The organism is Phenylobacterium sp., assembly GCF_030693625.1.
Taxonomy (GTDB): Bacteria; Pseudomonadota; Alphaproteobacteria; order Caulobacterales; family Caulobacteraceae; genus Phenylobacterium; species Phenylobacterium ferrooxidans.
Map to the genome: position 1 here is coordinate 1 of NZ_JAUYAF010000081.1, position 25,572 is coordinate 25,572.

Genomic DNA, 25,572 nt, shown 5'->3' on the forward strand with positions numbered 1-25,572 from the left:
ACCGGCGCCAATCCGCCTGGAGCCTGCGCCATGACCGCCGCCGCCCGCCTCGACGCCGATGTCGCCTGCGATCCGCGCCTGATCGTGCCCCTGGACCTGCCTACGGTCGAGCAGGCCCGGGAAATGGTGGCGGCGATCGGCGAGGCCGCAAGCTTCTACAAGATCGGCCTGGAGCTGTTCGCCTCGGACGGCATGACGCTGGCCCGGGAGCTCAAGGCCCAGGGCAAGCAGATCTTCCTGGACTGGAAGCTGCACGACATCGGCACCACCGTGCAGCGGTCCACGGCGGTCCTGGCCGACTCCGGCTGCGATTTTCTCACCGTCCACGGCGAACCCCAGGTGATGGAGGCCGCCGTGCGCGGCAAGGGCCGCTCCAGCCTCAAGGTCCTGGCCGTGACGGTGCTCACCAGCCTGTCGGACGCCGACCTCATCGAGATGGGCTTCTCCGAGACAGCGCGGTCCCTGGTGGAGCGCCGCATCCATCAGGCGGTGGCCGCCGGCTGCGACGGTGTCGTGGCCAGTCCGCATGAGGCGGCCCTGGCGCGCGCCATCGGCGGCAAGGACTTCCTGGTGGTGACGCCCGGCGTTCGCCCCGACTGGTCGGCGAAGAACGACCAGGCCCGCGCGGCCACCCCGGCCGACGCCCTGAAGGCCGGCGCCTCGCATCTGGTGGTCGGCCGGCCCATCACCGCGGCCAACGATCCCCGCGAGGCCGCGATGCGCGTCGCCGCCGAGATGGCGGGGATCTAGCGTCTACTTGTGCCCGCCGCCCTTGTGGCCGCCGCCGCCGCAGGTCTTGCATCCGCCGCCGCCCTTATGGCCACCGCCACCGCGGCCGATATTGATGCTGATATGGCTGCTGGAGCTGGCCGAGGCTGAGGCCCGCGCGCTGGCGCTGGCGCTGGCGCCCGCGCCGGTTCCCGCGCCGGCGAACCCGCCGCCGGCCACATAGCCGCCACCGCCGCCGCCATACCCGCCTTCGGGATAGGGGCCGACGCCGTAGTCATAGCTGAAGGCGTCGCTCAGGATCAGCTCGCCGCACTGGCGGCACTCGCCGCAACGCTGCGCGCGGCAGGGCGGCGGACCCCGATCGTCGTAACGCTCGTCGTAGCGGTCTTCGTAGGCGCGCTCGTGGGCGAAGGCGCCGCACTGGCCGCAGCTAGGATATCCGTAGTGCTGAGCCACGTCGCCATAGGTGCGAAGGCTGTAGCCGCTGCTGTAGCTGGACTGGCCGCGATAGCCGTCATCGTAGCCGCGGCCCTGGCCACAGGGGCCGGGACAACCGGCCATGGCCGCGCTGGCGGTGAACGCCAGGGCCAGGCCCAACATCGTTCGCATTAACCAGGACATCACACTCTCCGCCACACGGCTTCGACGGAAACCTAGGCGGCATAAGCGGTTGCGGCGACACCTCACCCCTCAGGCGCGAAAGCCGCCGCGCGAAGGGTTAACAGGCCGGACCGTCAGAAATCGACGGCGATGCCCTTGCGCTCCCAGTCACCGAAGCGGGTCGGCTCGAGGCCGGCGGGACCACCATTCTCGGCGGCCAGCTGCGCCTCCTGCTCGGCGGCATGGCGGGCGGCGGCTTCTTCCAGGGCGCGGCGGGCGGCGGGCGTCAGGGGCTTTCCGGGGGCGGCGTTGGGGGGACCGGTGTCTTCCATGCCGCGATTTTACGCCTGCGCGGTCCCCAGCGCCAGTTCGGCGCAAGCGTTGCCATGGCGGACAACCCATTTTAGGGAGGCATATCGGCGTTCGGCGGGTTGTCCCCGTCGGGCGCGCAACATTCGGGGGAGTGTTTCATGTCCAAGATTTCCGTCGCCTTCTTCGCCTCCGCCGTCCTCTACGCCCTCATCGGCATGTGCCTGGGCATCTTCATGGGGACGTCGGGGGACCACAGCCTGTCGCCCGTCCACGCCCACATCAACCTGCTGGGCTGGGCGACGCTGGCCCTTATGGGGGCCTTCTACGGCCTGGCCGGCCCCCAGACGCCGACCCGCCTGGCCTGGACCAATTTCGGAGTCTCCAACCTGGGAAACCTGATCAGCCTGCCGCTGCTGGCCTTGCTGCTGCAGGGGAACACCAGTGTCGTTCCGATCATGGCCGCGGGGGAAATCCTGCTGGTCCTGGGCATGGTGATCTTCGGCGTCGCCGTCCTCACCGTCGGCGGCAAGCCCGCCCGGGTCTAGGGTGCCACGCGCGTCGGGGCTTGCCTAGGGGCCGATTTGCGGGCACGCCGCCCGCGTGACCGACCTTTCAGCCTCCGACGCCGCCGGCCTGCCCGCGCGCCGCGCCGCCCTCGACCTGCTCGCCGCGGCCCTCAACCGCCGCTCGGGCTTCGACGAGGCGGCCGCCACGCCGGCCTTCCGCAACCTGGAGCCCCGCGACCGGGGCTTCGCCCGCGCCCTGGTGCTGGCGACCCTGCGCCATCTCGGTCCCATCGACCGGGCCCTGGACGGCCGCATCTCCCGCGAGCCGCCGGAGGTGGTGCGCAACATCCTGCGTCTCGGCGCGGCCCAGGCTTTCGTGCTGGGCACGCCGGCCTTCGCCGCCGTCGGAACCAGCGTCGACCTGGTGGCCGAGCTCAAGGAGGGCCGCGCCTTCAAGGGCGTCGTCAACGCCATCCTGCGCGGCCTGACCCGCGAGCCGCCGGACATGACCGATCCCGAGCTGCTGGCCCCGCCCTGGCTGTTCAGCCGCTGGTCGGCGGCCTTCGGCGAGCCCGCCGCCCGGGCCATGGCCACCCTGATCGCCGCCGAACCGGCCACCGACCTGTCCCTCAAGGCGCCCTCGCCGGACCTGGCGGCGTCCCTGGAGGCCGAAGAACTGCCGGGCGGAACTCTGCGCTCGGCCCTGCGGGGCGAGATTTCCACCTGGCCCGGATTCGCCGACGGCGTCTGGTGGGTGCAGGACGCCAGCGCCGCCGTTCCGGCGCGGCTCCTCGGTGCGAAGGCTGGCGAGACCGTGCTCGACCTCTGCGCCGCCCCCGGCGGCAAGACCCTGCAGCTGGCCGCGACCGGCGCCTCGGTGGTCGCCTTGGATCGCTCCGCCTCCCGCCTGGTCCGGGTCGCCGAGAACCTCGCCCGCATGGGGCTGACCGCCGAGACCGCCACCGACGACGCGGGAAGCTGGCCCGATACACGCACCTTCGACGCCGTCCTGCTGGACGCGCCCTGTAGCGCGACGGGCACTTATCGCCGCAACCCCGATGTTCTCTGGGCCGCCAAGCCCGGGGATGTCGCGGCCCTGGCCGGGGTCCAGTCCCGGCTGCTGGATTCGGCGGCCCGGCGCGTGAAGCCGGGCGGCCGCCTGGTCTATTGCGTCTGCTCCCTAGAGCCGGAGGAGGGTGAGTCTCAGACCGCCGGCTTCCTGGCCCGCAATCCCGACTTCGCGCTGGCCCCGATGACGGCCGGCGAGGGCGGGGCGCCGGAGGCCAGTCTGCGGCCCGACGGCACGCTCAGAATCCTGCCACATCACCTTGTGGGCGGGACGGACGGCTTCTTCGTCGCTCGCTACACCCGCGAAGCCTAAGGTCTGCCTTGTCCCGGCCATCGGGCCCCGTTAAGTCGGGACCATGACCGCGCGCACCCCGATCATCGCCCCGTCCATCCTGGCGTCCGACTTCGCCAAGCTGGGGGAGGAATGCCGCGCTGTGGAGGCCGCCGGCGCCGACTGGCTGCATATCGACGTGATGGACGGCCACTTCGTGCCCAACATCACGCTGGGCCCCGACATCGTGAAGGCGTTGAAGCCCCACGTCTCGATCCCCTTCGACGTGCACCTGATGATCGCTCCGGTGGACAACTACCTGGAGGCCTTCGCCGAAGCCGGCGCCGACATCATCAGCGTCCACCCGGAGAGCGGCCATCACCTGAACCGCACGCTCAAGCGCATCCGCGAGCTGGGCTGCAAGGCCGGCGTGGTCTTCAACCCCTCCACCTCACCCTCGGTGATCGAGTGGATGATGGACGAGATCGACCTGATCCTGGTGATGTCCATCAACCCCGGTTTCGGCGGCCAGAAGTTCATGCACTCCCAATTGGCCAAGATCGCCAAGCTGCGGGAGATGATCGACGCCACGGGCCGCGACATCCATCTGGAGGTCGACGGCGGCGTCACGACGGAGACCGCGCCCCTGTGCATGGCGGCGGGCGCCACCGCCCTGGTGGCCGGGACCGCGGTGTTCAAGGGCGGCCCGTCGGCCTACGCCGCCAATATCGCCGCCCTGAAGGGCGGGTAGGGCCAGACCATGGCGGGCGGCCTTCCGGCTCTGTCGCGCCTGCCCGGCCGGGTCTTCCTCCTCGCCCTCGCCCAGGCCCTGCAGCGCCAGGCGCGCCGGGAGTGGGCGGGCAATCCCCTGCACCGCTGGATGCTGGCCAGGCCGCGCCCGGAGGGCCTCGCCGCCAGCCCGCGCAATCCGCGCCCGGTGAACCCGGAGGCCGGCCGCCGCATCCTGGACGGCCGCTTCGTGTTCGGCGGCGCGACCCTGGAGACCGGGACCCGGGGTGATCCCTGGGACCGCCCCAGCCCGACGCGGCGGTTCGCGGCGGTTCTGCACCGCTTCGACTGGATGCCGGACCTGCTCGCGACAGGGGAGGCGGGCGCGGCGGAGGGCCTGCGCCTCACCCTGGACTGGAGCCGGGTCTTCGGGCGTTGGAACGGTTTCTCGTGGGCCCCGGAGGTCCTGGAACGGCGGACCTTCAACCTGGCCTGCGCCGCCACGACTCTCTGCGCCCGGGCCTCGGACGCCGAGATCGCCCTGATCACCCTGGATCTCGCCCGCCAGGCGCGCCATCTGCTCGACATCGAAGAAGGTCCGGTGCGCGCCGCCGAGCGCGCGGTGGCCGCCACCCTGGCCGGGACGGTGCTGTCGGGGGAAGCCGGTGAAAAACTTATCGATCGGGGCCTGGTTCGGCTGGAGCGCGCCCTGGCCGTCACCGTCCAGCCCGACGGCGGTCACGCCTCGCGCAGCGCCCGGGCGGCCCTGGAGCTGTTGCTGGATCTCCAGGCCCTCGATGAGGCCCTGGTGCAGCGGGGCATCGCCGCGCCAGACGAGATGATGCGCGCCATGGACCGTCTGACCGGGGCGGTGCGCTTCTTCACCCTGGCCGACGGCTGCCTGCCCGATCTGCAGGGGGGCGAGGCCGGGAGCCGCCAGTACGTCGCCGCCGCCCGCGCCAGCGAGGAGCAGACCCAGCGCGCGCCGGTGGCCCGCAACGGTTACCAGCGGCTGGAGGCCCGCAGCCTGCAGATCCTGGCCGACTGCGCCCCGCCGGCGGAGGGGGCCTGGAGCGTGGGCGCCTGCGCCCAGCCGCTCGCCATCGAGGTGCTGGCGGCCGGCCGCCGCCTGATCGTGGCCTGCGCCTGGTCCCCGGAGGCCAACGGTCCCCAGGCCCTGCGGCTGGCCGACGCCAGCTCCACCGTCGGGGTGGGGGACGCCGCCTGCGGTGAACCTCTGCGCGGCTTCCGGGCCAACGCCCTGGGGCCCCGCCTGATCGACGCCTATGACACCGTCGCCGCCCAGCGCCACGAGACCGCCGAGGCCCTGTGGCTGGAGATGTCGCATGAGGGCTGGGTCCCGCGCTTTGGCCTGCGCCACGAGCGCCGCCTGTTCCTGGACCTGGCCGCCGACGAACTGCGCGGCGAGGATCGGCTGACACCGGTGGCCGAGGCCACAGGCGATCCGGAAGCCCGGCGCTTCGTCCCCTTCATGGTCCGCTTCCACGTCCACCCGGATGTGCGCGCCAGCCTGGCCCGGGACGGCAAGAGCGTGCTGCTGCGCGCCGAGGGCGACGAGACCGGCTGGTGGCTGCGCAACGACGCCCAGGAGGTCGCCGTGGAGACCTCGGTCTATTTCCAGGACGGCCTGCCCAAGCGGACTCACCAGATCGTCCTGCGCGGCAATGCCCGCCTGGACGCCGGCGCCCGGGTGCGGTGGAAGTTGGCGGCAGCGGAGGCCTGGCCCCCGCCGCATTGACGGTTGGGTCTGCCGGGCCTAAAGCGACCCCGACCTGCGTGACTGGCGAAAACTGAGGTGGGAGACCACTGGGGAGCGCAGGGTCCATATGCCGCTCGCCTGGGCAACTCCTCAAACGATGAAGGATTTGCCGTGCCCGCAGCCCCCGACTTCCCCAAGCCCGCCGACCGCGCCCCCATCAAGCGCGCCCTGATCTCCGTCTCCGACAAGACCGGCCTGATCGAGGCCGCAAAGGTCCTCGCCGAGCTGGGGGTCGAACTGGTCTCCACCGGCGGCACCCGGGCGACCATCGCCGGCGCCGGCCTGGCGGTGAAGGATATCGCCGAGCTCACCAACTTCCCGGAGATGATGGACGGCCGGGTCAAGACCCTGCACCCCGTGGTCCACGGCGGCCTGCTCAGCGTTCGCGACGCGCCCGATCACGCCAAGGCCATGGCCGATCACGGCATCGGCGGCATCGATCTGGTCTATGTGAACCTCTACCCCTTCGAACAGACGGTGGCGGCGGGCGGCGACTTCGAAACTTGCGTTGAGAACATCGACATCGGCGGCCCGGCCATGATCCGCTCGGCGGCCAAGAACCACGGCTATGTCTGCGTCTGCACCGAGATCGCCGACCTGGAAGAGGTGCTGGCCGAACTGCAGGCCACCGGGACCACCAGCCTGGCCCTGCGCAAGTCGCTCGCCGCCCGGGCCTATGCCCGCACGGCCACCTATGACGCCGCCATCTCCACCTGGTTCGCCCAGGCCCTCGGCGACGCCGCGCCCAAGCGTCGGGCCATCGGCGGCGAGTTGGTCCAGACGATGCGCTATGGCGAGAACCCCCACCAGTCGGCCAGCTTCTACCGCTTCGCCGACCCCCGCCCCGGCGTGGCGACCGCCAAACAGCTCCAGGGCAAGGAGCTTAGCTACAACAACATCAACGACACCGACGCGGCCTTCGAACTGATCGCCGAGTTCGATCCCGCGGCCGGTCCCGCCTGCGCCATCATCAAGCACGCCAACCCCTGCGGCGTCGCTACGGGCAAGTCCATGGTCGAGGCCTATGAGCGGGCCCTGGCCTGCGACCCTACCAGCGCGTTTGGCGGCATCATCGCCCTGAACCAGAAGCTGGACGCCGCCACCGCCACCGAAATCCTCAAGCTGCTCACCGAGGTGGTGATCGCGCCGGACGCCGACCCCGACGCCGTGGCCCTGTTCGCCAAGAAGAAGAACGTGCGCCTGCTGACCACCGGCGGCCTCCCCGATCCCCTGGCGGCCGGGACCACCTTCAAGTCGGTGTCCGGCGGCTTCCTGGTGCAGAGCCGCGACGACGCCCGCCTGACGGCGGCCGACCTCAAGGTCGTCACCAAGCGCGCGCCCACCGAGGAGGAGGTGCGCGACATGTTGTTCGCCTTCACCATCGCCAAGCACGTGAAGTCCAACGCCATCGTCTATGCCCGTGGCGGCCAGACCCTCGGCGTCGGGGCCGGCCAGATGAACCGCAAGGACTCAGCCCGCATCGCGGCGCTCCGGGCCGCCGATTTCGGCCTGGACCTCAAGGGTTCGGCCTGCGCCTCGGAGGCCTTCTTCCCGTTCCCCGATGGCCTGATCCAGGCCGCCGACGCCGGCTGCACCGCGGTGATCCAGCCGGGCGGCTCCATCGGCGACCAGAAGGTCATCGACGCCGCCGACGAACGTGGCCTGGCCATGGTCTTCACCGGCGTGCGGGTCTTCCGCCACTAGCCCTGGATCAGGCCGTCTTCGTGTCCCGCCAGCGCCACAGGGCCGCGAGGCCCCAGAAAATCTCGATCAGTCCGAAGGGCCAGGCGCCCTGCAGGAAGGCGTAGGACGAGGCCGCGAAATTGGCGAAGGCGAAGCCCAGGATCCACCAGGGGCTTCGCCTCTCCATGATGTAGCAGAACAGACTGGCGCAGACGGCCGCGAGGCCGAACAGCGACAGGGCGTCGAATTCAAATCTCATCAGGGGGCTTTAGCAGCTTTCCTCAGGGTGGGGCTGTCCAGATCGAGATCGGCCGCCGGGATCACTTCCAGGTCGGGCCGCCGGGCCTTGAGGCCTTCAGTGAAGCCCTTGGCGTCGCCCGCCACGATGACGCTGACGGCGGCCGGATCGAGCCTGGCGGCCGCGAAGTCCTGCACTTGGGCCCCGGTCACCGCCTCCACCTTGCCGGTATAGGCGTTCATTTCGCTCAGCGGCACGCCGTAGAGGGCGAGGTTGCCCAGGATGTCGGCCAGGCCTTCGGTGGTCTCAAGCTCGCGGCCGAAGCCACCGATCAGCACCGACTTGCGGGCCTTCAGTTCCTCGGCGCCCGGCGGGGTGGCGGTCAGGCCCTTCATCTCCGCCAGGATCAGGTCCAGCACCTGGGGCGCGGACTCGTTCTTGGTCTGGGCCGCGGCCCGGAACAGGCCGGTGGTGCGGCGCGGGGTCAGGGACGAGCTGGCGCCGTAGGACAGGCCGCGCTTGATGCGGATCTCCTGGTTCAGGCGGGCCGAATACCCGCCCCCCAGCACGGTGTTGGCGACGATGCCCGGATAGTAGGCCGCATCACTGCGGGCGATGCCGGGCTTCAGCACGCTCACCGCCGCCTGGCCGGTGCCGGGCAGGTCGATGGCGATGGCCCGCGGCTTGGCCGAGGGCGTGATGGTGGGGGCGGCCGGGGTCGGGGTGGCGGGTTTCTTCCAGTCGCCGAAGGTCTTCTCCGCCAGGGCGAAGCCCTGGGCCGGGGTGATCTTCCCGGTCAGCACCAGGACGGCGTTATCGGGCCGGCAGTAGGCCGCGTGCAGCTTCACCAGGTCGCCGGTGGCGAACCTGGCCACCGAGGCCGGGGTGCCGCCGGCCACATGACCAAAGGCGGTGCCGGCGAACACCGTGGGGCCGGCGGCGAAGGACGCCAGCTGGCCGGGCTCCTGATAGGCCACCGATAGGCCGTCCAGGGTCTGGGCGCGCTGGCGCTCCAGTTCCTCGGCGGCGAAGGCCGGGTTCTTGGCCACGTCGGCCATGATCGCCATGGCGGCGTCCAGGTTGCCGGGCATGACGTTGAGGGTGACGGAGCTGCTCTCCTGACCGCCGCCGGAGGCGAGCGTCGCCCCCAGCGCCTCGGTCTGCTGGGCGATCTCCGGGGCGCTGCGGGTCTTGGTGCCCTCGGTAAGCATGCCGGCGGTCATGCCGGCGACGCCGGCCAGGCCGTCCGGGTCGGCCCAGGCGCCAGTCTTCACGGTGAGGTCGGCGGTGACCAGGGGCAGGGTGGTGGACTGGGCGACGATCACCCGCAGGCCGTTGGCCAGGGTCTTCTCGGCCGGCTTGGGCAGGACCGGGCTCACGGGGTTGGCGAGGGGCGGTGGGGCGACGCGCTGACCCTCCGGCGCCAGTTCCGTGATCGGGCCGGTGTACTTCACGGAGGCGATAACGGGCGCGGCGGCCACCGTGGCGGTCTCGCCCTTGGGTCGGTCGCTCTCGGCCAGGTAGCGGATGGTCATGCGGCGATCGTCGGGCAGGTACTTGGCGGCCACCCGCTGGACGTCGGCGGCGGTCACCGCCTGCAGTTCGGCCAGTTCCTTGTTGGCCTGGGCCGCGTCGCCCTCGGTGCGCAAAGCGTAGCCCAGGGCGAAGGCGCGGCCGTCGATGGTCTCGCGTTCCCGCAGCTTGCCCGCCACCAGCTCGTTCTTGGCCTCCGACAGCTCGGCGGCGGTGGGCGGGGCGTCGCGCAGGCGCTTGACCTGCGCCAGCAGGGCCTTCTCGCCTTCCTCGATGGTGTGGCCCGAGGCCATGATCGACCCCACCGCGAACATGCCCGGCTGTTCCGGCAGGTCGGCGCTGGACAGCACCTGGGCGGAGATCTGCTGGTCGTAGACCAGGGCGTCATAAAGGCGGGCCGACTTACCCGAGGAGAGGATGGCGTCCAGCACCTTGAGCGCCGAGGCGTCCGGGTCAGCCGCCTTCGGACCCAGCCAGGTGATGGCCACCGCCGGCAGGGGGACATTGGGGCCATAGCCGGTGAAGACGCCGGGGCCGGTGCGCGCCGGCTCTACGGCGGTGACCCGCTTCAGCGGTTCGGCCGGCGGCCTGAGCGGACCCATATATTTGTCGACCCAGGCGTCAAAGGCCTTCTGGTCGAAATTGCCCACAACGATCAGGGCGGCGTTGTCGGGGCGGTAATAGGCCGCGTGGAAGGCCCGCACGTCGTCGATGGTGGCGGCGTCCAGCTCCTCGATGGAGCCGATGCCCGGGCGCTTGTAGGGGTGGGTCGTGTAGCTGGCCTGGGGGAGGTAGAGGGCGAACAGCCGGCCATAGGGACTGGCCAGTACCCGCTGACGCAGTTCCTCCTTCACCACGTCCCGCTCGGACTTGAAGGTGGCCTCGTCGACGACGAGGGACCCCAGCCGCTGGCTCTCCACCCAGAGCAGGCGCTCCAGATGATTGGCCGGCACCACCTCGTAGTAGTTGGTGAAGTCGTCATAGGTCGAGGCGTTGTTGATCCCACCCACGTCCTCGGTGAAGCGGTCGATGCTCTCGGACGGAAGGTCCTTGGTGGCCTTGAACATCATGTGTTCGAACAGGTGGGCGAAGCCCGAGCGGCCCTGAGGGTCGTCCTTTGACCCCACCCCGTACCAGACCTGCACCGTCACATTGGGGGTCGTCCGGTCGATGGACGAATAGACCTTCATCCCGTTGGCCAGCACCCGCTCCTTGTAGGCGATCGGCGGAACCTGGTCGGCGGCGAAGGCGGGAACCGCCGTGGCGATCCCCAGACTGAGGGCGGCGGCGCAGGCGAAGGTGCGGAACATGGACGCGTCTCGAAGGGGCTGGGTTGGCTCGAGAACCTAGCATCCGCGACGCGCGAGGGAAGCTTACGGGATTGTCATTGAAAGCCGTCATCCCGGATCGCCTGTCGTGTGGAGGACCTGCGAAACCATGACCATCGGTGGTGACGGCGCTTCCTTGCCTCTTCCGGGCATGAAGGGGATGCTTGACCAGGTTCCCGGCGTGGGGCGGTCCACACGTCCAACTCCGTGACCAACCTCAATATCGCGGTGAAGGCGGGCCTGAGGATCGCCCCCGTGGGCTGCCTGCTGGCCGACCTTGAGCCCGATCTGATCCAGTGCACCCCGCCGATTCCCGAGCTGCGGTACAGCGCCTGGGTGGTCACCCGGCCCGAGTTGAAGGACACGCCCCGGATGCGCGCCTTCATCGACTTCATTGTCCCCCACTTCGCCGCCCTGCGCCGTGGCCTTGAGGCCAAGGGCGAGGCGATGAAGGCGGAGAAGGCCGCCGCGGTGGTGGCCTTTCCGAAGACGGCCTAGTCGGCCAGCTTCACCAGCATCTTGCCGGCGTTGAGGCCTTCCATGAGGCCGATCAGGGCCTTGGGCGCGTTGTTGATGCCCTCCAGGACGGTCTCCTGGTACTTCACGCGGCCATCTTTCAGCCAGCCGGCCATGTCGCGCTGGAAGTCGCCATACATGTGCATGAAGTCCGTGCCCACGAAGCCCCGCAGCATCACCCGCGAATAGATGATGTTCGACAGGTTCGAGACATTGGAGTGGCCGGAATTGTAGCCGGAGATGAAGCCGCAGACCGGAATCCGGCCGAGCGTATTCATGCGGCGCAGGGCGGCCTCCAGGTGATCGCCGCCGACATTGTCGAAATAGACGTCGATGCCCTTGGGGGTGGCGGCCTCGAGCTGGCCGCGGATCGGGGCGTCCTTGTAGTTGATGACCGCGTCGAGCCCGACCTCGTCCTTCAGCCAGGCGGCCTTCTCGGCCGAGCCGGTGGAGCCGACGACGTAGCAGTTCTTGATCTTGGCGATCTGGGCGGCGATGGAGCCCACGGCCCCGCCGGCGGTGGAGACGAAGACCTGCTCGCCGTCCTTCAGCGCCCCGATGTGCAGAATGCCGCCATAGGCCGTGAAGCCGGTCATTCCCAGGGCGTGCATGTGGGTGGTGAGCGACAGGTCCGGGTCCGGCGTCAGCTTGGTGAGGCCCTTGCCGTCGGAGGTGAAGTACTCGCGGAAGCCCAGGCGGTTGGAGACCAGGTCGCCGACCGCGTAGTCACCGTTCTTGGACTGGACGACGCGGCCCAGGGCCCCGCCCATCATGGCCACGCCCAGATCCTGGCCGGCGGTCAGGCGCGGCCGCATGGCCGGGTCCACCGACATGTAGAGGTTCTGCACCAGCACCTCGCCGTCGGCGGCGTCGGGCACGTTGGTTTCGACGATCTGGAACTGATCGACGGTGGGCATCGCCTTGGGGCGCTCGATGAGGTGGACTTCGCGGCTGACGGGCATGGCGCCCTCCCATTTGGAATTTGAAAAACAGAAATCTTTATCGTCGGCCCGGAAATACGGTGGGCGGCGGCGCCTGTTCTCTCACCCTGGCGCGCTCTAGGGAAGGGCGTCGCCCCAGTCGAGCCGGCGGGCCCGGGCGTAGGCGGCCTTGTCGCGGCGCGGAACGTCGGTCAGCTCGGCGGTTCCGGCCGGCGTGCAGAGCTTGAAGGTGATCGCCGGTTTGGCCACGCGCGGCGGAGCCAGGACGCGGGCGGTGCGGGCCAGGGTGGGAACAGCGGGCCGGACCGCCACCAGATAGCTGAACTTCTCATCCTCGAAGGGCAGGTCAGCGCCCTTGGCCAGTCGGTGATCGCGCGACCGGGGCAGGCGCTGGACGAAATGACACCAGTCCGGTGGGATCAGGGGACAGGCCAGGGCATGGGGGCAGGGGGCCAGAAGCTCGGCCCCCGCCGCGATCAGCGTCTCCCGGGCGGCCAGGATCCGCCGGTAGCCGTCCGGCGTGCCGGGTTCGATCAGGGCCAGCGCGCCGTCGGTGGCGGCCCAGAGGGCCTGCACGGTCTCGGCCTGGCGGACCGGGGCGATTTCCGCCAGGGCGTAGCTGGCGGTCACCAGGTCGGCCTGGGGCCAATCGGTTGAGGGCGCGGTCAGGTCGCCGCGTAAAAAGTTCGCGTTTCGCAGGGTGGGCCCGGCCTCGCTCGCCAGCTTGGCGGCCATGTCGAGGAAGGGGCGGCTGGAATCCAGCAGGGTGGCGGCCTGGATCGCGGGCCAGGTTTCCAGCGCCGCCCAGCTGGCCCCGCCCGGGCCGGCGCCGGCGTCCAGCAGCCGCCGGGGGGCGAAGTCGGGCGCCATTCTCTCCAGTTCGGCGAAGACGAAGGCGTCAGCCGCATAGGTGGCGGGCAGGCGCGACAGCACATAGGCGACCGCATCGGCCTCGTCGGTGACCACCGCGCGCGAGGTGGCCCCGCCGCGATAGCCGCTGGAGATCTTCGCGGTCCGCTCGGCCAGGCCCTTGCGGGCCACGCCGTCCAGCAGGCGGTCGGCGGCCAGGCGCAGGGCCGCGGGCAGGTCGGGGCTCACCTAGCTGCCGATGCGGTTCTTCACCAGGTCGTCCACCACCGAGGGATCGGCCAGGGTGGAGGTGTCCCCCAGGTTCGAGAGGTCGTTCTCGGCGATCTTGCGCAGGATCCGGCGCATGATCTTGCCCGACCGGGTCTTGGGCAGGCCCGGCGCGAACTGCACCACATCGGGCGCCGCAAAGGGCCCGATCTCCCGGCGCACCCAGCCCTTGAGCTCGGCCTGCAGGATGTCGGTGGGGGTGACGTCGGCCTTCAGGGTGACGAAGCAGTAGACCCCCTGGCCCTTGATATCGTGGGGGAAACCGACGACGGCGGCCTCGGCCACGTTCTCGTTGCTCACCAGGGCGCTCTCGATCTCGGCGGTGCCCAGGCGGTGGCCGGAGACATTGATCACGTCGTCCACCCGGCCGGTGATCCAGTAATAGCCGTCCTCGTCGCGGCGGCAGCCGTCGCCGGTGAAATACTTGCCGGCATAGGTGGAGAAATAGGTGTCGAAGAAGCGCTGATGGTCGCCGTAGACGGTGCGCATCTGGCCCGGCCAGCTGTCGGTGATCACCAGGTTGCCGCTGGTGGCCCCGTGCAGGGTCTGGCCCTCGGCGTCCACCAGCTCGAACTTGATCCCCGGCAGGGGCTTGGCGCAGGAGCCGGGCTTCAGGGGGGTGGCGCCGGGCAGCGGCGAGGCCAGGCACGCCCCGGTCTCGGTCTGCCAATAGGTGTCAACGATGGGGCAGCGGCCGTCGCCCACCACCCGGTGGTACCAGAGCCAGGCTTCAGGATTGATCGGCTCGCCCACCGTGCCCAGCAGGCGCAGGGACTTGCGCGAGGTCTTCAGGACCGGCTCATCGCCGTCGCGCATCAGGGCGCGGATGGCGGTGGGAGCGGTGTAGAAGGTGTTGACCTTGTGCTTGTCGATCACCTCCCAGAAGCGGGAATTGGTGGGGTAGTTGGGCACGCCCTCGAACATCACCGAGGTGGCCGCATTGGCCAGGGGGCCATAGACGACATAGGAGTGGCCGGTGACCCAGCCGACATCGGCGGTGCACCAGAAGACCTCGCCGGGCTTGTAGTCGAACACCAGCTCGTGGGTGTGGGCCGCCCACACCAGGTAGCCGCCGGTGGTGTGCAGCACGCCCTTGGGCTTTCCCGTGGAGCCGGAGGTGTAGAGGATGAACAGCGGGTCTTCGGCGTTCATCGGCTCGGGCTCGCAGGTGTCGGCGACTCCTTGCTTGAGATCCGAATAGAAGGCGTCGCGGCCGTCCTTCATGGGCACGTCGGCCCGGGTGCGGCGCACGACGATCACGTCGGTGACGTCCGGGCACTGCTCCAGGGCCTCGTCGACATTGCGCTTCAGGGGCACGATCTTGCCGCCGCGCAGTCCCTCGTCGGCGGTGATGACGATCCTGGAGTCACAATCCTGGATGCGGCCGGCGATCGAGTCCGGCGAGAAGCCGCCGAAGATCACCGAGTGGACCGCGCCGATCCGGGCGCAGGCCAGCATGGCGACGGCGGCCTGGGGGATCATCGGCAGATAGATGGTGACCCGGTCGCCCTTCTGGACCCCGCGCGCCTTGAGCACATTGGCCATGCGGCAGGTCTCGGCGTGCAGCTGGCGGTAGGTGAGGTTGTCCCAGGGCGTCCCCTCGTCGCTCTCCCAGATGATGGCGACCTGATCGCCGCGGGTTTCCAGATGGCGGTCCAGGCAGTTGACCGAGACGTTGAGCACGCCGTCCGCGTACCAGCGGATGTGGAACGGGTGCTTGTGGAAGGAGGTGTCCTTGACCTGGGTGAAGGGCTTGATCCAGTCCAGGCGGCTGGCGACCTGGGTCCAGTAGCCGTCGGGGTCGGTCTCGACGCGTTGAACAGCGGCCTCATAGGCCTGCGCGTTCATCTTGGCCCGCTTGGCCCAGGCCGCGGGAACCGGGAAAACTTCGCCCTCGCTCACCGTTCTTAACTCCCATCAAAACTTGGCTGCGAGTTATGCGGAGGGCGTCCGCCGGGCGCAACAGGCTGCACCAGAAATCAGCGTTCCGGGATCAGCTGCGCAAAGCCGGCGATCAGGCAGTTCATGCCGAAGGCGAACTGTCCGTCGACATCGCCGCCCGCCTCGAAGCTTCCGATGACCTGGGCGAAGTGAGGGTAGGCGCCGGTGGCCACCATCGCCTGGGCCAGCTCGTCATTGCCGTCGTGGCCGGTGGCGCGGCGTGCGACCAGGTCTGCCTCGCCGATCACCCAGGTGATTACGTAGGAGAAGCCGGTGCTCATGGCGTAGCCCGCGTCCCTGGGCGCCAGACCCGCTCGCATCAGGATCGCCAGGATCTTCTCGGCATGGCCCATGATGTTGGGGCCCACGAAGAAGCCATGCGGCAGCAGCAGGGCCACGTCACGTCGCGCCAGGAGGTGGCGGCGCAACTGCTGGGCCATGTCGAAGATGTCCTCGCGCCAGTCGCGCCCCTGAAGTTCGAAGACCAGATCGGCCATCAGGTGGTCATAGAGCGCGACCTGCAGGGCGTCCTTGTTGGGGAAGTGCCAGTAGAGGGCCGGCGCCTGAACCTGCAGCTGTGCGGCCACCGCCCGCATGGTGAGGCCCTCGAAACCTTCGCGCTCGAGGACCTGGGCGGCGGCGGCCACCACCAGGTCGGGAGTGAGCTGCGGGCGGGCCTTGGACGGGACGCGGGAGACCATGCGCGTAGTTCTGTCATTCATTTAACGTTGTAAATCTCCTTCGAGGGCTTAGGCTCAGTTTAACGACGTTAAGTGAGCCTGGGAGGGCGCGCCATGACCGCCTTAGAGATGTCGCCGAAGCTGGTGGGGTCTGATCCGCCGCCACGCCGCATGCCGCTGTTTGGCCTGGGCAAGGCCCTGCGAAAGCACCCCTTCCCCACCATCCCGCCCCAGGCCTATCAAACGCCGGTGCTCAAGGTCCCCACCCCGGGCGGCCAGCGCTTTTACGTGGTCAGCGATCCGGCGGGGGTGAAGCGGATCCTGCTGGATCATGTCGCCAACTATCCGAAGACCGAGCGCGAGCGGCGATTCTTCTCGGCCATGTTCGGCGACGGGCTGCTCTCCACCGACGGGGACATGTGGCGCGCCCATCGACGAACGATGGCGCCCTCCTTCTCGCCCCCGAGCGTGGCCTCCTACGCCCCCGCCATGGCCGCCTGCGCTGAAGCCTTCCGCCAGCGCTGGGACCAGGCGCCGGAGGGCGTCGAGATCGACGTGGCCGAGGCCATGACCGACCTGACCCTGCAGATCATCGCCAGGACCATGTTCTCCACCGACGGCGCCGACGTGGCGGGCGTGGTGCGCGGGACCATGGAGAAGGCCATGGAGCAACTGGACTTCAACATCCTCGATATCCTGCCAGTGATCGGCGAGCACCGCTTCAAGGCCCGTGAGCGGCGGATCGAGGCGATCTTCGCCGAAATGGACGGCGCCATCGCCCGGATGATCGCCGAGCGCCAGGCCGATGCCGAGGGCGGGCCCCAGGATCTGTTGGCCCGGCTGATCGCCGCCCGCGACGGGGAAACCGGGGAGGGCATGAGCCCCAAGGAGATCCGCGACCAGGTGGTGACCATCTTCCTGGCCGGGCACGAGACCACCGCGGCCACCATGTGCTGGCTCTGGTACCTGCTCTCGCAGCACCCGCAGGTGGAGGCGCGCCTGCACGCCGAGCTCGATCAGGTGCTGGGGGGCCGCACGCCCGGACACGAGGACCTGGCCCATCTGCCCTATGCAAGGATGGTGGTGGACGAGGCGCTGCGGGTCTATCCGGCCGCGCCCGGCCTCTCCACCCGGATGGCCCTGGAGGCCGACGAGATCTGCGGGGTGAAGATCCCCAAGGGCGCGATGATCGCCGTGGCCCCCTGGATCCAACACCGGCACGAGGCCCTGTGGGACAACCCCGGACGGTTCGATCCCGAGCGCTTCGCCCCAGGCGTCGAGCGGCCGCGTTTCGCCTATATGCCCTTCGGCGGTGGGCCCAAGGTCTGTATCGGCGCCCAGCTGGCCGTCACCGAGACCCTGCTGATCCTGGCGACCTTGGCCCAAGGCTACAGCCTGGCCCTGAGGCCGGGCCATGAGGTGGAGATCTTGCAGAAGATCACCATGCGCCCACGGGGCGGGCTGCCGATGATCCTGCGCAGGCGCTGACGCCGCAGCCGCTTACGGTCCGAGGGGGAACCGACTATGTGGGAAGGCCGCCCTTCTTCCCGCTAGGACCGCTCCATGCTGCTGCACCTCTCCACCTGGCCCGAGATCGAAGCCTTCCTCACCCGCTCCAGGACGGTGGTGATCCCGATCGGCTCCAATGAACAGCATGGGCCCACGGGCCTGCTGGGCACCGACTGGCTGTGCCCGGAGATCATCGCCAACGAGGCCCAAAAGACCGGCGACATTCTGGTGGGGCCGACCTTCAACATCGGCATGGCGCAGCATCACCTGGGCTTCCCGGGCACCATTTCCCTTCGGCCCTCGACCTTCATCGCCGCCATCGGCGACTGGTGCCGCTCGCTGGGCCACCACGGCTTCGAGAAGATCTATTTCCTCAACGGGCACGGCGGCAACGTCGCCACCATCGAGGCCGCCTTCTCTGAACTCTATGCGGAGGCGAGCTTCGCCGGCCGGCCGCGCGGCTTCTCGATGAAGCTGAAGAACTGGTGGGAGCTGCGAGGGGTTCTGGCCCTGGCCAACCGCCAGTTTCCGGTAGGCCACGGCAGCCACGCGACGCCCTCGGAGATCGCGGTGACCCAGTGGGCCTATCCCGACGCCATCAAGACCGCCGCCTATACGCCGCAGATCGCGCCCACCGGTCCGATCCGCGAGGCGCTCGATTTCCGCGCCCGCTATCCCGACGGTCGGATGGGGTCGGATCCCGCCCTGGCCACGCCGGAAAAGGGCGCTGAACTGGTGGCGACGGCCGCGGCCGGCCTGATCGAGGACGTCAACGCCTTCTCGGCGGAAATCGCGCCGGGCTGACCCGTTGCTGCGTGGCGTTAGGGGTTAGAACGTCGATCCGGGCATGGCGAGGCGCGGCGGGCCCTTCTTCTTGGGCTGGCCGGTCCAGTCGAGGTCTTCGGCCTTCAGCAGGGCGCCGGCGTCCTTGGCGGCGTCGGCCACGGTGACCAGGGGCTCCTGCTTGACGGTCTCGGACTGGCTGGCGGGTGTCCTGCCGTCAGCGCCCTTCGGGGCCTTGGTCAGGACGGCCTCCTCCACCGGCAGGGCTTCCTGCAGGTTGTCGTTGGCCAGGGAGGCCTCGATCTTCGGCGTGGTGGCGTACTTGTCGAGGGCGGCGATCTGCATGCCCTCGGCTTCGGTGCCGAGATACTTGCCGGAGAAGGCGGGGGGAAGGCCCGAGCCGCCGGTCCAGCGATAGAAGATGTGGGCGCCGATGGTGCCGACCTTGACCAGGCTCGGGCTCCAGTACGCGGCGACATAGTTGGCGTGGTAGTGGGTGGCGGTGCCGACCTGCTTCATCACATAGCCGTTCAGGGCGGCCGAGGCGACGCTGCGGGCGCGCAGCCAGCCGGCTTCCTGCGGCTGACGGTTCATCGCCCCGTCGCAGGTGAAGCTGAACTGGCAACCGGTGGTGCGGTTGGAGCCCTGGAACACCACGCCGCAGACCGTCTTGGGGTAGGCCGGGTGGCGCATGCGGTTCAGCACGACCTGGGCCACGGCGCGCTGGCCTTCGACGCTTTCCCAGGCGGCTTCGTAATAGATGGCCGCGGTCAGGCAATCGATGGCGCGGGCCTCGTCCAGCATGCCGCCGGTCTTCAGCTTGAAGGGACGCGCCGCCGGGTTGGGCAGGACCGAGGTCGGGTTGGCCAGGTTCCAGGCGCGGGCCTGGTCGGCGTCGAGATCCTGCAGGCGGATGACGGCGGCGTCCGCAGCCGCGCCTTCGGGCAGGGCGGCGGCGTCGGGGTTGATCACATCGCCCGCGGGCGTCATCAGACCGCCCATGCGAGGCTCGACGCGGCTGGCCAGGGTCAGCATCGCGGGGTCCATGCTGGCCTTGAGCCGGGCGAAAGCCTGGGGAGAAACTTCGCCCCCTGTCAGGCGGGCCAGGCGTTCATTGCGGCCATCGGGCGCGGCCGCGACAGCGATGCCGGCGGTCAGGGCGGCCACCAGAGCAAGTTCAACACTCACGAGATGGATCGCGTCACGTCGCGGCAGACGGCTTTTGGCGGCCTGCAAAAGGTGACGCATACGTTCCAACACGGCGGTGTTCTCTCCTGGGACAGTGCACTGCAGCAATTGCAAGACGAACGCCATAACCCCGATTTGTGGAGCGCGCTACCATGAATCTTTTATTTTGCATTAACTATGACAGGTCCCGGCGCCAAACAGCCGGTCCGCACCCCGGAGTCCCGGGGTCCGACGCCAGAACAAGCTCTCAGCAGAGCCCGTCAGTAATCAGCGCGGGATTTCTAGGATCTTGGTCAGGGCCACTTGGCGGTAGACGGCCGTGATGTCGAAGTAGCGCCGGAAGACTCCGTGGAAGGCGTCCACCGCCTGCTTGACGCCCGGGCCGCCGATCTCGCTCTCGTGGTGCCAGTAGTCGTCCAGAACCATCATGCCGCCGACGTTCAACAGGGCGGCGCAGTAGGCCAGGTCCACCCCCACGGCCCACGCCGTGTGCGACCCGTCAATGTAGATCAGGTCGTAGGTCTCGCCTCGCTCGAGCATCCTGGGCAGCTCGTAGGTCGAGAATCCCTTGTGGGTGGTCAGCCTGGAGAAGCTGAGCTTGGCGGTGTTGCGGGCGAAGCGCGGCTCGACCGCGTGGTACTTCTCTTCCGGGTTCAGGTCCTCGTCGAACCAGGGATCGATCACCGTGACGTCCAGCTTGGACGGCAGCAGCCAGTCCATGAAGGCCAGGTTGCGCCCCTCGTAGGCGCCGATCTCCATGTAGCGCAGCGATCCGCGCTGGGCGGCGAAGTCGCGCAGCAGGGGGGAGACGAAGGGGATGTTCTGGTCGGCCCAGCCCTCGGTGAACTCGAAGTTCATGGCCTTGCAATGGGCGGCGAAGGCGGCGGCGTCGTCATCGGCGCGCGGCGTGGCCAGCATGGTCTTTGCGAACTGCGGGGCGAACCGGTGGTTCATGGTCGCCAGGGCGCGAAGGGCGTCAGCCATGACAGGCTCCTCTCAAATATCTGAGCAAGAGGCTTAGCCCTGGCGGGTTAAGGAAGAGTCAGGCGGTGACCACGTCGCCGTCCACCACCGCCACCGGCCAGGGGCGCAGGTGCTCGTCGGCGCAGGGACCCGCCACGCAGAGCCCGTCGGCGGGGCGGAACATGGCCCCGTGCGCGGCGCAGATGATCCGGTCCCCCTCACGCGTCAGGTAGCGGTCGTCCATCACCGCCAGGGGCCAGCCGTTGTGCGGGCAGGAGTCGACATAGCCGGCCACGCTGTCGCCCTGTCGCACGAGGAAGCCGGCGAACAGGGCGCGCTCGTTGCGGAACCGGAAACCCCTGGCGCCGGGATCGGCCAGGTCGGCGAGCGCGCAGAGACGCTCACCCGCCGGGGGCCTGGCCGGATTGTCGGGCTCGTCCCGGATCACAGGGTCCCGATGGTCGCGCGGAAGGGCAGGATCTGCACGCTCTGGAACAGACCGGCCAGGGTATAGGGATCGTCACGGTTGAAGGCCTGCGCCACCTCCGCGGTCTCGCCTTCCATGACAATCAGGGAGCCGGCCATGTCGCCCTTGTCGTCCAGGATCGGGCCGCCCAGCTTGACCACGTTGCTGAAGGTCCCGGCATAGGCCAGATGCGCCGGCCGGGTGGCCATGCGCAGGTCCAGGGAATTGGGCTTGTCGAGGCAGATCAGCACGAAGAGGGCCATGGGCGGTTCCTTCAGAATTCGGTCTTGAGGGGGCGCGAGAGCAGGCTGGCGATTGCGGTGTCGATATCGGCCTCGCCCGCCAGGATGGCGGCCACGGCGTCGCAGATCGGGATCTCGACCCCGTGCTTGGCGGCCAGGCCGCGCACCGCGGGGGCGGAGGCCACGCCCTCGGCCACGGCCCCGCCCAGGCTGGCCAGAGCCTCCTGCAGGGTCATGCCCTGGCCCAGGGCCAGGCCGACGCGGTTGTTGCGCGACTGGGCGCTGGAGCAGGTGAGCACCAGATCGCCGAGGCCACAGAGCCCGGCCACGGTCTCCGCCTCGCCTCCAAGCGCCTCGGCCAGGCGGGTCAGCTCGGCGAAGCCCCGGGTGATCAGGGCCGCATGGGCGCTGCGTCCCAGGCCGCGGCCCTCGACGACGCCGCAGGCGATGGCCAGCACGTTCTTCACCGAGCCGCCGATCTCGGCGCCAATCATGTCGGTGGCCAGGTAGGGGCGGAACAGCGGGCTGGCGATGGCCTCGGCCAGGTCGCGACCCAGGTCCTCGTCGGGGCAGGCCAGGGTCACGGCGGTGGGGAGGCCGCGGGCCACCTCGCCGGCGAAGCTCGGTCCCGACAGCACGGCGGGGCAGGCGTGCGGCAGCGTCTCGGCCAGCACCTCGGTCATCAGCTTCAGCGACCCCTGCTCCACCCCCTTGGCGCAGAGCAGGATCGGCACGCCCGTCCGCGCATGGGGCGCGAAGGCCGCGAGGCTGGCCCTCAGATGCTGGGCCGGGGTGACGTTGAGGATCAGGTCACAGCCGGCCAGGTCGGCCATGTCGCCGGTGGCGGTGACGGGGCTGTCAAACGCGATGCCGGGCAGGAAGAGGCTGTTCTCGTTCTTCGTGCGGATGGCGTCCACCACCTCGGCCTCGCGGGCCCAGAGGGTGGTTTGCAGGCCGGCGCGGGCGCAGACCAGGGCCAGTGCGGTGCCCCAGGCCCCGCCGCCGATCACGCCCGCGGTTCTCATGCTCATGCCTTGGCGCCCTTGCGTCCGAATGCGTGGGTGGGATTGGATAACGCCGCAGCGGCGTCCAGGGGCCAACGCGGCCTCGCGGGCGCGTCCAGGGGATCGGTCATGCCCAGGGCCAGGCGTTCAGCGCCGGCGAGCGCGATCATGGCGGCGTTGTCGGTGCAGTAGGCCAGCGGCGGGGCGTCGAAGGAAAAGCCCCTGGCCGTGGCGGTCTCCATCAGCTTTGCGCGCACAGCGCTGTTGGCGGCCACCCCGCCGGCCACCACGAAGCGCAGGTCGCGGTTGCCCTGGGCGATGGCGTAGGCGGCCATGGCGCGATCGGTGCGGTCCGACAGCTGGCGGGCGATGGCGGTCTGGACGCAGGCGGCCAGGTCCCTGCGCTGGGTTTCGGTGGTGACGGTCTCGGCCAGGCGCGCGGCGGCGGTCTTCAGGCCGGAGAACGAGAAGTCGCAGCCCTCGCGGCCCAGCAGGGCGCGGGGCAGGGTGAAGGCGGTGGGATCGCCGCCGACCGCCAGCTTCTCCAGGGCCGGGCCGCCGGGATAGGGCAGGCCCAGGCTCTTGGCGATCTTGTCGAAGGCCTCGCCGGCGGCGTCGTCGATGGTGGAGCCCAGGCGCCTGCAGGCGCCGACGCCTTCGACAGCGAGAAGTTGACAGTGGCCGCCCGACACCAGCAGCAGCAGGAAGGGGTAGGGCACCTCGGCGGCCAGCCGGGCCGAGACCGCGTGGCCCTCCAGGTGGTTCACCGCGATCAGGGGCAGGCCGCGCGCCAGGGCCACGGCCTTGCCGAAGGACAGCCCCACCATAACCCCACCCACCAGGCCGGGGCCCGCCGTGGCGGCCACGCCCGAGAGGTCGGCATAGGTGACGCCCGCCTCGTTCATGGCCTGGGCGGCTATCGCGTCGATGGACTCCACGTGGGCCCGGGCGGCGATCTCCGGCACCACCCCGCCATAGGGGGCATGGGCGGCGATCTGGCTGGCGATGACGCTGGAGAGAACCTCCACGCGGCCGTCGGCGGACCGGCGCAGCACCGAGGCGGCGGTTTCGTCGCAGCTGGTTTCGAGGCCCAGGAGGGTAAGGTCGGTCATCTGCGTTGCGGCTTGGGGTTCCGTCCTGTAGCGAACGGCCTAGTTCCCCGCCGAGGTAGCCCTCCCGCCGTGCCCACGCAACCTGTCCGGATCGGAGCCCGAGGCTCCAAGCTCTCCCTGGCCCAGGCCGGCATGATGCAGCGTCGCATCGCCGCCGCCCTTGGCGCGCCCCCCGAAGACGCCGAGCGCGTCGCCCCGTTGATCATCATCACCACCACCGGCGACCGGGTGCAGGACCGCCGCCTGCTGGAGATCGGCGGCAAGGGGCTGTTCACCAAGGAGATCGAGGAGGCGATGCTGGAGGGCCGCATCGACTGCGCCATCCACTCGCTGAAGGACATGCCGGCGGTCTGCCCCGACGGCCTGACCATCGCCGCCATCCCCGAGCGCGAGGATCCCCGCGACGCCTTCCTGTCCTTCAAGGCCGACCGGCTCGAGGACCTGCCGCAGGGCGCGGTTCTCGGCACCGCCTCGCTGCGCCGCCAGGCCCAGTCCCTGCACCGGCGCCGCGACCTCGACGTCCAGATGCTGCGGGGCAATGTCGACACCCGCCTGGCCAAGCTGCAGGCCGGCGACGCCGACGCGATTCTGCTGGCCATGTCGGGCCTCAACCGCCTGGGCCTCGGACACCTGCCCCAGAGCCTGATCGATCCTGTCGAGGTTCCGCCGGCCCCCGGCCAGGGCGCCCTGGCCATCGAGACCCGCTCGGGCGACGTGGACCTGCCCTGGCTGGACGCCGTGCGCCACCACGGGACCATTGTGGCCGTGGCCGCCGAGCGCGGCGCCCTGATGGCCCTGGAAGGCTCCTGCAAGACCGCGATCGGCGCCCACGCCCGCATCCTGGGCGACCGCATTCACCTGATCGTCGAGGCCCTGTCGCCGGACGGCGTCCACCGCTTCCGCCGCGAGGGCGAGGCCCTGCTGGGCGCCGACCACGAGGCCGCGGCCCGGGAACTGGGCCTGTCGCTCGGCGCCCAGGTGCTGGAAGAGGGCGGCGACCTGCTCGCCCTCCACGAGGCGTGAAGACCTCTCTGGGTTGCGTTATGGCCAGGCTTGGCTCAACCGTGTCCGGACGATGAGCGTACGCAAGATCTGGATCACCCGGGCCCAGCCCGCCGCAGAGGCCACCGCCGCCCGTGTCCGCGCCCTGGGGCACGAGCCCTTCGTCGCGCCCCTGCTCGCCGTCCAGCCGGTTGAGGGTGTCGAGGTGGACCTGCGCGGGGTCTGCGCGCTCGCCTTCACCAGCGCCAACGGGGTGCGGGCCTTCATCGAGGCGACCCCCGAACGGTCCCTGAGGGTGTTCGCGGTCGGCGCGGCCACCGCCCAGGCGGTGCGCGCGGCCGGCTTCAAGAACGTGCTGTCAGCCGATGGCGACGTCGAAGCCCTGGCCGAGGGCATCGCCGCCCGCAAGCGCGACCTGAAGGGCTGCGTCCTGCATCCCGGCGCCGCCGAGCCGGCCGGCGACCTGGTGGGGGCCTTGGAGGCCCACGGTATCGAGGCCAGACGCCTGGTCCTCTATGACACCGGACCGGCCGAACTGACGGCGGAAGAGCTGGCGGCGCTGCCGGAAATCGACGCGGTCCTGCTGCACTCTCCCAAGGCCAGCCAGGTCCTGGCGGCCATGCTGAAGGAGACGCCGCTGCCGGGCCTGCGAGCCCTGTGCCTCTCCAAGGCGGTGATGAAGCCGCTGGCCCGCACCAAGATGGCGGCCAAGGTGTTCGCGCCCTTTCCTCTCGAAGCGGCGCTGTTGAATCTGATAGACCGGTAGATCATGAGCGTCACGCCGGACCCCCTGGAGCCCTCCGCGCCCGCCTATGGCCGCGCGCGGCCGCCGGGGGTGAAGGCCTGGCTAGTGGCGGTTTTCGGCCTCGCCTGCGTGCTGGCCGGCTATGGCCTGTCGCGGTTTGGCCCCCACCTGCTGCCGGCCAAGCCCCGCCCCGCCCTCAGCGCCGACCTTGCCGCCGTCCGGCCCCTGTCGTCCGTGCAGGCCTATCCCGCCGCTACGCCGCCTGACGAGGCGTCGTCACCGGCCCCGCCCGACACCGCCGCGCTCTCCGAACTCGCCACCCGCCTCGATGTCCTGGAGGTTGAACAGTCGCGCACCGCGCAGGCCGCCGCCTCAGCCCTCGCCGCCGCAGCCTTGATGGAGGCGGCCCAGAGCTCCCGGCCCTTCGCCGAGGAGCTGGCCGCCCTGGACGCGGTCTCGCCGCCGTCCGCCGAGCTGAGCGCCCTGCGCCGGGTGGCCGAGCGGGGCGCCCCCAGCCGCGCGGCCCTGGCCGCCAGCTTTCCCGACCATGCCGCCCGCGCCGCCGC

At 70.0% G+C, this 25,572-nt stretch carries 25 protein-coding genes, 1 pseudogene and 1 riboswitch; of the genes and pseudogenes, 12 read left to right on the forward strand and 14 right to left on the reverse strand.

Going from position 1 to position 25,572, the window contains the following annotated elements; all coding sequences use genetic code 11:
- Positions 1–30 precede the first annotated feature (30 nt).
- Positions 31–750, forward strand: a complete 720-nt coding sequence (pyrF, locus tag Q8N10_RS18755) for an orotidine-5'-phosphate decarboxylase (RefSeq protein WP_305663974.1) — start codon at positions 31–33, stop codon at positions 748–750.
- A 3-nt stretch (positions 751–753) separates the two neighbouring features.
- On the opposite strand, the gene Q8N10_RS18760 is transcribed toward pyrF, so the two are convergent.
- Together Q8N10_RS18760 and Q8N10_RS18765 are read right to left on the reverse strand one after the other, a co-directional pair.
- Positions 754–1,350, reverse strand: coding sequence for a hypothetical protein (locus tag Q8N10_RS18760; RefSeq protein WP_304780647.1), 597 nt, complete (start codon positions 1,348–1,350; stop codon positions 754–756).
- Between the two features lie 113 nt (positions 1,351–1,463).
- The gene (locus tag Q8N10_RS18765; protein ID WP_304780650.1) at positions 1,464–1,661 is read right to left on the reverse strand and encodes a DUF1674 domain-containing protein; all 198 of its coding nucleotides are present in this window, start codon (positions 1,659–1,661) and stop codon (positions 1,464–1,466) included.
- 138 nt (positions 1,662–1,799) lie between these two features.
- Between Q8N10_RS18765 and Q8N10_RS18770 the strand changes: the two genes are divergently transcribed.
- The 5 genes from Q8N10_RS18770 to purH all read left to right on the forward strand — a co-directional run bounded on the left by Q8N10_RS18770 (position 1,800) and on the right by purH (position 7,699).
- On the forward strand, positions 1,800–2,186 hold the full coding sequence (locus Q8N10_RS18770; RefSeq protein ID WP_304780653.1) for a hypothetical protein: 387 nt from the start codon (positions 1,800–1,802) through the stop codon (positions 2,184–2,186).
- A gap of 55 nt (positions 2,187–2,241) precedes the next feature.
- Positions 2,242–3,528, forward strand: a complete 1,287-nt coding sequence (locus Q8N10_RS18775) for an RsmB/NOP family class I SAM-dependent RNA methyltransferase (RefSeq protein WP_304780656.1) — start codon at positions 2,242–2,244, stop codon at positions 3,526–3,528.
- 43 nt (positions 3,529–3,571) lie between these two features.
- The gene (gene rpe, locus Q8N10_RS18780; RefSeq protein WP_304780659.1) at positions 3,572–4,237 is read left to right on the forward strand and encodes a ribulose-phosphate 3-epimerase; all 666 of its coding nucleotides are present in this window, start codon (positions 3,572–3,574) and stop codon (positions 4,235–4,237) included.
- Between the two features lie 9 nt (positions 4,238–4,246).
- The gene (locus tag Q8N10_RS18785; protein WP_304780662.1) at positions 4,247–5,974 is read left to right on the forward strand and encodes a heparinase II/III family protein; all 1,728 of its coding nucleotides are present in this window, start codon (positions 4,247–4,249) and stop codon (positions 5,972–5,974) included.
- A 28-nt stretch (positions 5,975–6,002) separates the two neighbouring features.
- A riboswitch (ZMP/ZTP riboswitch) is annotated at positions 6,003–6,086 on the forward strand.
- A 20-nt stretch (positions 6,087–6,106) separates the two neighbouring features.
- Positions 6,107–7,699, forward strand: a complete 1,593-nt coding sequence (gene purH, locus Q8N10_RS18790; protein WP_304780665.1) for a bifunctional phosphoribosylaminoimidazolecarboxamide formyltransferase/IMP cyclohydrolase — start codon at positions 6,107–6,109, stop codon at positions 7,697–7,699.
- A 7-nt stretch (positions 7,700–7,706) separates the two neighbouring features.
- On the opposite strand, the gene Q8N10_RS18795 is transcribed toward purH, so the two are convergent.
- Both Q8N10_RS18795 and Q8N10_RS18800 read right to left on the reverse strand, forming a co-directional pair.
- Positions 7,707–7,937: a hypothetical protein gene (locus tag Q8N10_RS18795; RefSeq protein WP_304780668.1), complete on the reverse strand. Its 231-nt coding sequence runs from the start codon at positions 7,935–7,937 to the stop codon at positions 7,707–7,709.
- Positions 7,937–10,759 (reverse strand): pitrilysin family protein, encoded by a 2,823-nt coding sequence (locus Q8N10_RS18800; RefSeq protein WP_304780670.1) that lies wholly within the window; start codon positions 10,757–10,759, stop codon positions 7,937–7,939. Before Q8N10_RS18800 ends, Q8N10_RS18795 begins: the two co-directional genes overlap by 1 nt.
- Before the next feature lie 225 nt (positions 10,760–10,984).
- Between Q8N10_RS18800 and Q8N10_RS18805 the strand changes: the two genes are divergently transcribed.
- Positions 10,985–11,275, forward strand: coding sequence for a hypothetical protein (locus tag Q8N10_RS18805; protein WP_304780673.1), 291 nt, complete (start codon positions 10,985–10,987; stop codon positions 11,273–11,275).
- Here the strand turns inward: Q8N10_RS18805 and Q8N10_RS18810 are convergent.
- The 4 genes from Q8N10_RS18810 to Q8N10_RS18825 form a co-directional block, all read right to left on the reverse strand.
- Positions 11,272–12,255, reverse strand: coding sequence for an NADP-dependent oxidoreductase (locus Q8N10_RS18810; RefSeq protein ID WP_304780675.1), 984 nt, complete (start codon positions 12,253–12,255; stop codon positions 11,272–11,274). The genes Q8N10_RS18805 and Q8N10_RS18810 overlap by 4 nt on opposite strands.
- A 96-nt stretch (positions 12,256–12,351) precedes the next feature.
- On the reverse strand, positions 12,352–13,332 hold the full coding sequence (locus Q8N10_RS18815; protein ID WP_304780678.1) for a small ribosomal subunit Rsm22 family protein: 981 nt from the start codon (positions 13,330–13,332) through the stop codon (positions 12,352–12,354).
- Positions 13,333–15,219 (reverse strand): acetate--CoA ligase, encoded by a 1,887-nt coding sequence (acs, locus tag Q8N10_RS18820; RefSeq protein ID WP_370690227.1) that lies wholly within the window; start codon positions 15,217–15,219, stop codon positions 13,333–13,335.
- A 131-nt stretch (positions 15,220–15,350) separates the two neighbouring features.
- A complete protein-coding gene (locus tag Q8N10_RS18825) occupies positions 15,351–16,013 on the reverse strand; it encodes a TetR/AcrR family transcriptional regulator (protein ID WP_304780684.1) in 663 nt (220 codons plus the stop codon).
- Positions 16,014–16,106: 93 nt separating this feature from the next.
- On the opposite strand from Q8N10_RS18825, the gene Q8N10_RS18830 reads away from it, so the two are divergent.
- Both Q8N10_RS18830 and Q8N10_RS18835 read left to right on the forward strand, forming a co-directional pair.
- On the forward strand, positions 16,107–17,480 hold the full coding sequence (locus Q8N10_RS18830; protein WP_304780690.1) for a cytochrome P450: 1,374 nt from the start codon (positions 16,107–16,109) through the stop codon (positions 17,478–17,480).
- Between the two features lie 75 nt (positions 17,481–17,555).
- Entirely contained in the window at positions 17,556–18,305 is a 750-nt protein-coding gene (locus Q8N10_RS18835; RefSeq protein ID WP_304780693.1) for a creatininase family protein, read from the forward strand.
- A 24-nt stretch (positions 18,306–18,329) separates the two neighbouring features.
- On the opposite strand, the gene Q8N10_RS18840 is transcribed toward Q8N10_RS18835, so the two are convergent.
- The 6 genes from Q8N10_RS18840 to tsaD form a co-directional block, all read right to left on the reverse strand.
- A complete protein-coding gene (locus Q8N10_RS18840) occupies positions 18,330–19,472 on the reverse strand; it encodes a cell wall hydrolase (RefSeq protein WP_304780696.1) in 1,143 nt (380 codons plus the stop codon).
- A gap of 267 nt (positions 19,473–19,739) precedes the next feature.
- A complete protein-coding gene (locus tag Q8N10_RS18845; RefSeq protein ID WP_304780700.1) occupies positions 19,740–20,456 on the reverse strand; it encodes a class I SAM-dependent methyltransferase in 717 nt (238 codons plus the stop codon).
- Positions 20,457–20,514: 58 nt separating this feature from the next.
- The gene (locus Q8N10_RS18850; RefSeq protein ID WP_370690225.1) at positions 20,515–20,883 is read right to left on the reverse strand and encodes a Rieske (2Fe-2S) protein; all 369 of its coding nucleotides are present in this window, start codon (positions 20,881–20,883) and stop codon (positions 20,515–20,517) included.
- Positions 20,880–21,164 carry a YciI family protein gene (locus Q8N10_RS18855; RefSeq protein ID WP_304780702.1) on the reverse strand — a complete coding sequence of 95 codons (285 nt, stop codon included), beginning with the start codon at positions 21,162–21,164 and terminating at the stop codon, positions 20,880–20,882. The genes Q8N10_RS18850 and Q8N10_RS18855 overlap by 4 nt, the downstream gene beginning before the upstream one ends.
- Before the next feature lie 11 nt (positions 21,165–21,175).
- Positions 21,176–22,174 (reverse strand): NAD(P)H-dependent glycerol-3-phosphate dehydrogenase, encoded by a 999-nt coding sequence (locus Q8N10_RS18860; protein WP_304780705.1) that lies wholly within the window; start codon positions 22,172–22,174, stop codon positions 21,176–21,178.
- On the reverse strand, positions 22,171–23,259 hold the full coding sequence (tsaD, locus tag Q8N10_RS18865; protein ID WP_304780707.1) for a tRNA (adenosine(37)-N6)-threonylcarbamoyltransferase complex transferase subunit TsaD: 1,089 nt from the start codon (positions 23,257–23,259) through the stop codon (positions 22,171–22,173). The genes Q8N10_RS18860 and tsaD overlap by 4 nt, the downstream gene beginning before the upstream one ends.
- 69 nt (positions 23,260–23,328) lie before the next feature.
- On the opposite strand from tsaD, the gene hemC reads away from it, so the two are divergent.
- The 3 genes and pseudogenes from hemC to Q8N10_RS18880 all read left to right on the forward strand — a co-directional run.
- Entirely contained in the window at positions 23,329–24,282 is a 954-nt protein-coding gene (gene hemC, locus Q8N10_RS18870) for a hydroxymethylbilane synthase (protein ID WP_304780710.1), read from the forward strand.
- Between the two features lie 52 nt (positions 24,283–24,334).
- Positions 24,335–25,027 (forward strand): uroporphyrinogen-III synthase, encoded by a 693-nt coding sequence (locus Q8N10_RS18875; RefSeq protein WP_304780712.1) that lies wholly within the window; start codon positions 24,335–24,337, stop codon positions 25,025–25,027.
- 3 nt (positions 25,028–25,030) lie between these two features.
- Positions 25,031–25,572 (forward strand): annotated as a pseudogene (locus Q8N10_RS18880) (hypothetical protein); the annotation flags it as partial.